The 6,753-nt window shown below is 72.2% G+C and carries 6 protein-coding genes; 5 read left to right on the top strand and 1 reads right to left on the bottom strand.

Annotation, left to right across the window (positions count from 1 at the left end; genetic code table 11):
• On the top strand, positions 1-1,247 hold a 1,247-nt coding region (locus CCN35_RS25155), incomplete at its 5' end, for a phospho-sugar mutase (protein ID WP_086794439.1).
• 132 nt (positions 1,248-1,379) lie between these two features.
• Here the strand turns inward: CCN35_RS25155 and CCN35_RS25150 are convergent.
• Complete coding sequence (locus tag CCN35_RS25150) at positions 1,380-2,081, bottom strand: PH domain-containing protein (RefSeq protein ID WP_067394349.1); 702 nt, start codon at positions 2,079-2,081, stop codon at positions 1,380-1,382.
• A gap of 159 nt (positions 2,082-2,240) precedes the next feature.
• On the opposite strand from CCN35_RS25150, the gene deoC reads away from it, so the two are divergent.
• The 4 genes from deoC to CCN35_RS25130 all read left to right on the top strand — a co-directional run bounded on the left by deoC (position 2,241) and on the right by CCN35_RS25130 (position 6,566).
• Positions 2,241-3,194: a deoxyribose-phosphate aldolase gene (deoC, locus tag CCN35_RS25145; RefSeq protein WP_067394352.1), complete on the top strand. Its 954-nt coding sequence runs from the start codon at positions 2,241-2,243 to the stop codon at positions 3,192-3,194.
• Positions 3,195-3,199: 5 nt separating this feature from the next.
• Positions 3,200-4,633 (top strand): aldehyde dehydrogenase family protein, encoded by a 1,434-nt coding sequence (locus CCN35_RS25140; RefSeq protein WP_067394355.1) that lies wholly within the window; start codon positions 3,200-3,202, stop codon positions 4,631-4,633.
• Positions 4,623-5,528: an aldehyde dehydrogenase family protein gene (locus CCN35_RS25135; protein ID WP_086794438.1), complete on the top strand. Its 906-nt coding sequence runs from the start codon at positions 4,623-4,625 to the stop codon at positions 5,526-5,528. Before CCN35_RS25140 ends, CCN35_RS25135 begins: the two co-directional genes overlap by 11 nt.
• Positions 5,529-5,960: 432 nt before the next feature.
• Positions 5,961-6,566 carry a uridine kinase family protein gene (locus CCN35_RS25130; protein WP_067394362.1) on the top strand — a complete coding sequence of 202 codons (606 nt, stop codon included), beginning with the start codon at positions 5,961-5,963 and terminating at the stop codon, positions 6,564-6,566.
• Positions 6,567-6,753: the final 187 nt, after the last annotated feature.

Raw genomic sequence — 6,753 nt, 5'->3', positions numbered from 1 at the left:
TGGCTGGCGGTGACCGCCACCTCGGCGCGGTCGCCGGGGTGGCGGTCACCGCCAGCCACAACCCGCCCCGCGACAACGGCTACAAGGTCTATCTGGGCGACGGCTCCCAGATCGTCCCCCCGGCGGACACCGGCATCGCCGCCGAGATCGACGCGATCACCTCTCTCTCCGGCATCCCCCGTCCGGACTCCGGCTGGGAGGTGCTCGGCGAGGAGATCCTCGAGGCCTATCTCGCCCGTACGGACGCCGTGCTGGACCCCGGCTCCCCCCGCACCGCGCGCACCGTCTACACGGCGATGCACGGGGTCGGCAAGGACACCTTCCTCGCCGCCTTCGCCCGCGCCGGCTTCCCCGCCCCCGACCTGGTCCTCGAACAGGCGGACCCGGACCCGGACTTCCCGACCGTGGCCTTCCCCAACCCGGAGGAGCCCGGCGCGATGGACCTGGCGTTCGCGAAGGCCCGCGAGACGGAGCCCGACCTGGTCATCGCCAACGACCCGGACGCGGACCGCTGCGCGGTGGCGGTCAAGGACGGCGCGGACTGGCGCATGCTGCGCGGCGACGAGGTCGGCGCGCTGCTGGGCGCCCATCTGGTCTCCCGGGGAGCCACCGGCGCGTTCGCGGCGTCGATCGTGTCGTCCTCCCTGCTCGGCCGCATCGCCGGGAAGGCGGGCCTGCCCTACGAGGAGACCCTCACCGGCTTCAAGTGGATCGCCCGTGTGGAGGGCCTGCGCTACGGCTACGAGGAGGCCCTCGGCTACTGCGTCGACCCCGGCGGCGTACGCGACAAGGACGGCATCACCGCCGCCCTGCTGACCACGGAGCTGGCCTCCCGGCTCAAGCAGGAGGGCCGCACCCTCCTGGACCTCCTCGACGACCTCGCCGTCGAGCACGGTCTGCACGCCACCGACCAGCTCTCGGTCCGGGTCCAGGACCTCTCGCTGATCGCCGACGCGATGCGCCGTCTGCGCGAGCAGCCCCCGACCGCGCTGGCGGGCCTGCCCGTCCTCCGCTTCGAGGACCTCTCCCGGGGCGTCGGCACCCTGCCTCCCACGGACGGCCTGCGCTGCACCCTCGACGGCGCCCGTGTGATCGTCCGCCCCAGCGGCACGGAACCCAAGCTGAAGTGCTACCTGGAGGTGGTGATCCCGGTGGCGACGCGCGCCGGGCTCCCGTCGGCCCGTGCCCGGGCCACCGCCCTCCTGGAGTCGCTCAAGCGGGACCTGTCCGCGGCCGCCGGCATCTGACCCGCGACCGCACCGGAAGCGGAAGGGGTGCTCCCTCGCGCGGGGGAGCACCCCTTCTTCGTTTTCCTCGTCCGCGGGTCTCTCAGCGGTTCTGTTCCGCGCCGCTTGCGTTGCGGTCCGCCGGTGTGCCCGTCATCCCACCGCCAGCAGGATCGCCAGCACCACCGCACCGGCCACCGCCGGCCCGACGACCTCGTACGCCCAGCGGACGCTCACCTCGCCCTGGGCGGACTCGGCGTTCTCGTACCGTTCCTGCATCGCCCGCAGGTCGTCCATGTACTGGTCGGTCTCCGCGCGGACGGGTCCGTCGCCCCCGGCGCCCGGTCCCCCGAAACCGAAGGCTCCGACGCGCCGCCCGCCGGTCCCGGCCCGCACCGCACCGCTCGCCTCGCGCTCGCCCGTGGCGGCGGCCCGCGCCTGCTGCCGGGCGGCCTTCTTGCGCGCCCGCAGGGACACGGGCAGCGCCCACAGCTGGTACTTGGTGCCGGACCGGTCGAGGACCTCGTTGGAGTAGCCGGAGCGCAGGCCGGAGATCTGGCCCCAGGGCAGCACGATCACACGGAAGGGGTTGCGGATCCGCAGCCGCTCGGCGTTGGCGTGCACGGCGGGCCGCAGGGTGAAGGCGACCACGAGCGGCACGAGCAGCAGCATCCCGGCGAGCGCCAGCCACGGGGTGCGGCCCCGGCCGGCGATCAGCGCGTCGATGCCCAGCCAGCCGATGATGGCGAGCATCAGGACCCCGCCCGCGATGCCTGCGGACGACCGGAAGACCCGGTCCTCGGACTCGGGGCTCTGGGACTGCGGCTCGGTGGGCTCGTGGTCGGGCGTCGTCATGGCCCCGATTGTGCACGACGCCCCGGAACGCGGCTCATCCGCGGTGCCCCGCTCCCGGGGCGGGGACGCGGGACGGCGGACGGCAGACAACGGAAAGGTGACGACGGAGCCCGGGGGCTATACAGCCGCTACGCGCGTAGATATGCTCGCCTGGTGACCATGCCCACCACAGCACCCGCCGCACTTGCCGACGTCACCGCGTCCAACAGCACACTGCGCCGTTTCCTCCACGGACTGCCCGGCGTCGACGCGGTCGGCCTGGAGGCGCGCGCCGCCTCGCTCGGCACCCGTTCCATCAAGACCACCGCGAAGGCCTACGCCCTCGACCTCGCCATCTCGATGGTCGACCTGACGACGCTGGAAGGCGCGGACACCCCGGGCAAGGTCCGGGCACTCGGCGCCAAGGCGGTCCGCCCCGATCCGACGGACCGTACGACCCCCGCCGTCGCGGCCGTCTGCGTCTACCCCGACATGGTGGCCGCCGCCAAGCAGGCCGTCGCCGGCTCGGACGTGAAGGTCGCCTCGGTCGCCACCGCCTTCCCGGCCGGCCGCGCCCCGCTGAGCGTCAAGCTGGCGGACGTGCGCGAGGCGGTCGCCGCGGGCGCCGACGAGATCGACATGGTCATCGACCGCGGAGCGTTTCTCGCCGGCGACTATCTGAAGGTGTACGAGGAGATCGCCGCCGTGAAGGAGGCCTGCGGGACGAAGGCCCGGCTGAAGGTCATCTTCGAGACCGGCGAGCTGTCGACGTACGACAACATCCGCCGGGCGAGCTGGCTCGCCATGCTGGCGGGCGCCGACTTCATCAAGACCTCCACCGGCAAGGTCGCCGTCAACGCCACCCCGGCCAACACCCTGCTGATGCTGGAGGCCGTCCGCGACTTCCGGGCGCAGACCGGTGTGCAGGTCGGGGTGAAGCCGGCCGGCGGCATCCGCACCGCCAAGGACGCGATCAAATACCTCGTCCTGGTCAACGAGACCGTCGGCGAGGACTGGCTGGACAACCGCTGGTTCCGCTTCGGCGCCTCCTCGCTCCTGAACGATCTGCTGATGCAGCGCCAGAAGCTGGCCACCGGCCGCTACTCCGGCCCCGACTACGTGACGGTGGACTGATCACCATGGCATTCGAGTACGCACCCGCGCCCGAGTCGCGCGCGATCGTCGACATCGCCCCGTCCTACGGCCTGTTCATCGACGGGGAGTTCACCGAGGCCGCCGACGGCAAGGTCTTCAAGACGATCAGTCCGAGCACCGAGGAGGTCCTCTCCGAGGTCGCCCAGGCCAAGGAGGAGGACGTCGACCGTGCGGTGAGGGCCGCCCGCAAGGCGTTCGGGACGTGGTCGGCGCTGCCCGGCTCCGAGCGCGCCAAGTACCTCTTCCGCATCGCCCGCATCATCCAGGAGCGCAGCCGGGAGCTGGCGGTCCTGGAGACGCTGGACAACGGCAAGCCGATCCGGGAGACCCGCGACGTGGACCTCCCGCTGGTCGCCGCGCACTTCTTCTACTACGCCGGCTGGGCGGACAAGCTCGAGCACGCCGGCTTCGGCCCGGACCCGAAGCCGCTGGGCGTGGCCGGTCAGGTCATCCCCTGGAACTTCCCGCTGCTGATGCTGGCGTGGAAGATCGCCCCGGCGCTCGCGACCGGCAACACGGTCGTGCTCAAGCCCGCCGAGACCACCCCCCTCTCCGCGCTGTTCTTCGCGGACATCTGCCGCCAGGCCGGTCTGCCCAAGGGAGTCGTCAACATCCTTCCGGGCTACGGCGACGCGGGCGCCGCGCTCGTCGCGCACCCGGACGTGGACAAGGTCGCCTTCACCGGCTCCACGGCCGTCGGCAAGGAGATCGCCCGCACGGTCGCGGGCACCCGCAAGAAGCTGACCCTGGAACTGGGCGGCAAGGGCGCCAACATCGTCTTCGACGACGCGCCGATCGACCAGGCCGTCGAGGGCATCGTGGGCGGGATCTTCTTCAACCAGGGGCAGGTCTGCTGCGCGGGCTCGCGCCTGCTGGTCCAGGAGTCGGTCCACGACGAACTGCTCGACGCCCTCAAGCGCAGGATCTCCACCCTGCGCCTGGGCGACCCGCTGGACAAGAACACCGACATCGGCGCGATCAACTCCGCCGAGCAGCTGGCCCGGATCACCGCGCTCGCCGACCAGGGCGAGGCGGAGGGCGCCGAGCGCTGGTCGCCGGCCTGCGAACTCCCCTCCTCCGGCTACTGGTTCGCCCCGACGCTCTTCACGAACGTCACCCAGGCGCACACCATCGCCCGTGAGGAGATCTTCGGCCCGGTGCTGTCCGTCCTCACCTTCCGCACCCCGGAGGAGGCCGTCGCCAAGGCCAACAACACGCCGTACGGCCTGTCGGCGGGCATCTGGACCGAGAAGGGGTCGCGGATGCTGGCGGTGGCGAACAGGCTCCGCGCGGGCGTGATCTGGTCCAACACGTTCAACAAGTTCGACCCGACCTCGCCCTTCGGCGGCTACAAGGAGTCGGGCTTCGGCCGCGAGGGCGGCCGCCACGGTCTGGAGGCGTACCTCGATGTCCGATAAGACGGAAAAGACCGCGTCCCGACTGCCGGTCTTCAAGACCTACAAGCTGTACATCGGCGGGAAGTTCCCGCGTTCCGAGAGCGGCCGGGTGTACGAGGTGACCGACTCCAAGGGCAACTGGCTGGCGAACGTACCGCTGTCCTCCCGCAAGGACGCCCGTGACGCGGTCGTGGCGGCACGCAAGGCGTTCGGGCCGTGGTCGGGCGCGACGGCGTACAACCGGGGCCAGATCCTGTACCGCGTCGCGGAGATGCTGGAGGGCCGCCGCGAGCAGTTCGTGCGCGAAGTGGCCGACGCCGAGGGCCTGTCGAGGGCGAAGGCGGCCGCCCAGGTGGACGCGGCGATCGACCGCTGGGTCTGGTACGCGGGCTGGACCGACAAGATCGCCCAGGTGGTGGGCGGCGGCAACCCGGTGGCGGGCCCGTTCTTCAACCTCTCCACACCGGAGCCGACGGGCGTCGTGGCGGTCCTGGCCCCCCAGGAGTCGTCGTTCCTGGGCCTGGTCTCGGTGATCGCCCCGGTGATCGCCACCGGCAACACGGCGGTCGTCGTGACCTCCGAGAAGGCTCCCCTGCCCGCCCTCTCCCTGAGCGAGGTCCTGGCCACCTCCGACCTGCCCGGCGGTGTCGTCAACATCCTCTCCGGCCGTACGGCGGAGATCGCCGCGCCCCTCGCCGCCCACCAGGACGTCAACGCGATCGACCTGACGGGCGCCGACGAGGAGCTGGCCAGGGAACTGGAGATCGCGGCGGCGGACAACCTCAAGCGCGTTCTGCGTCCACAGCCTGTGGATTACTTTGCGACTCCCGGCACCGAGCGTCTGACGGCCTTCCTGGAGACGAAGACGGTCTGGCACCCCACGGGCGCCCTGGGCGCGTCGGGCTCGTCGTACTGAGCCGCCCTCGCCGGCAGCGGCGGACCCGGCGGACGAGAGCACGGGCACGAGCGGACCGGAGCGGACAAGGGCCGCGCCTCCCGCCTCTCCGGAAGGGGGCGCGGCCCTTGTCCGTGCGTCCCCGCACCCCCGCGCCCCGGTGTTTCCGTGTCCCCCTGCGGTCGCGACGGCGGGCGGGCGGACGTCGGCGAGGGAGCGAGGAGGAAACAGAGGGGGAGGAACCGGGGAGGGACCGGAGAAGGACACGTGCCGGCCCTCGCCCTCACCGTCGCCCTCCGTGGCCGCGGCGGTGCACCCCGCAGTCGCAAGCGGTGCGTCCCGCGGGTGAGACACAGGCCACGTCCCGAAACCACCCCGCGGGTGCGGCGGGCGCACCGCCATGCGCCAGACTGGTCCCCCGTGAGTTCTCCTCTGCCGTCACCCGCTCGTGTCGTGCTGCTCTGTGGGCCCTCGGGCTCGGGCAAGTCCATGGTCGCCGCCCGCTGCGGGCTGCCCGTGCTGCGCCTCGACGACTTCTACAAGGAGGGCGACGACCCCACCCTGCCCCTGGTGGCGGGAAGCTCGGACATCGACTGGGACCACCCCGACTCGTGGGACGCGGACGCCGCGGTGGAGGCGATCACCCGGCTGTGCACCACGGGCAGCACGACGGTTCCGGTCTACGACCTCGCCCTGAGCGCCCGTACCGGCGAGAGGCCGCTGCACCTCGGCCGCTCCCCGCTGTTCGTCGCGGAGGGCATCTTCGCCGCCGAGATCGTGGAGCGCTGCCGGGAGTTGGGCGTCCTGGCCGACGCGCTGTGCCTGTCCCGCGGGCCGGTCACCACCTTCCGCCGGCGTTTTCTGCGGGATCTGAAGGAGGGCCGCAAGTCGGTGCCGTTCCTGCTGCGCCGCGGCTGGCGGCTGATGCGCGCCGAGCGCTCGATCGTCGCCCGTCAGGTCGCGCTGGGCGCCCATCCCTGCGGCCGGGACGAGGCCCTGGGCCGGCTGGCGGCAGCGGCGGCCGCGGGACGGCAGACCCGGACGCGGACGACGGCGTGAGCCGAGGGCGCACGGCCCATGGGCGCGTGTGTCACGCACGGCACGCATGACGCGTGTGTCTCACACGCCGCATGTGCCGCATGCACCGCTGTGCCGTACGCCCGCACGCACACACGAAAGCGGGGCTGGAAGGACCCCCGGCCTTCCAGCCCCGCTCCTCGGTGTTCCCCCCGCATTCCCCCGTGAT

Origin of the sequence: Streptomyces thermovulgaris (assembly GCF_002155915.1) — a bacterium.
GTDB classification, from domain to species: Bacteria; Actinomycetota; Actinomycetes; order Streptomycetales; family Streptomycetaceae; genus Streptomyces; species Streptomyces thermovulgaris.
The sequence above is the reverse complement of the archived record's forward strand: the minus strand, read 5'-3'. Positions and strand labels throughout refer to the sequence as shown.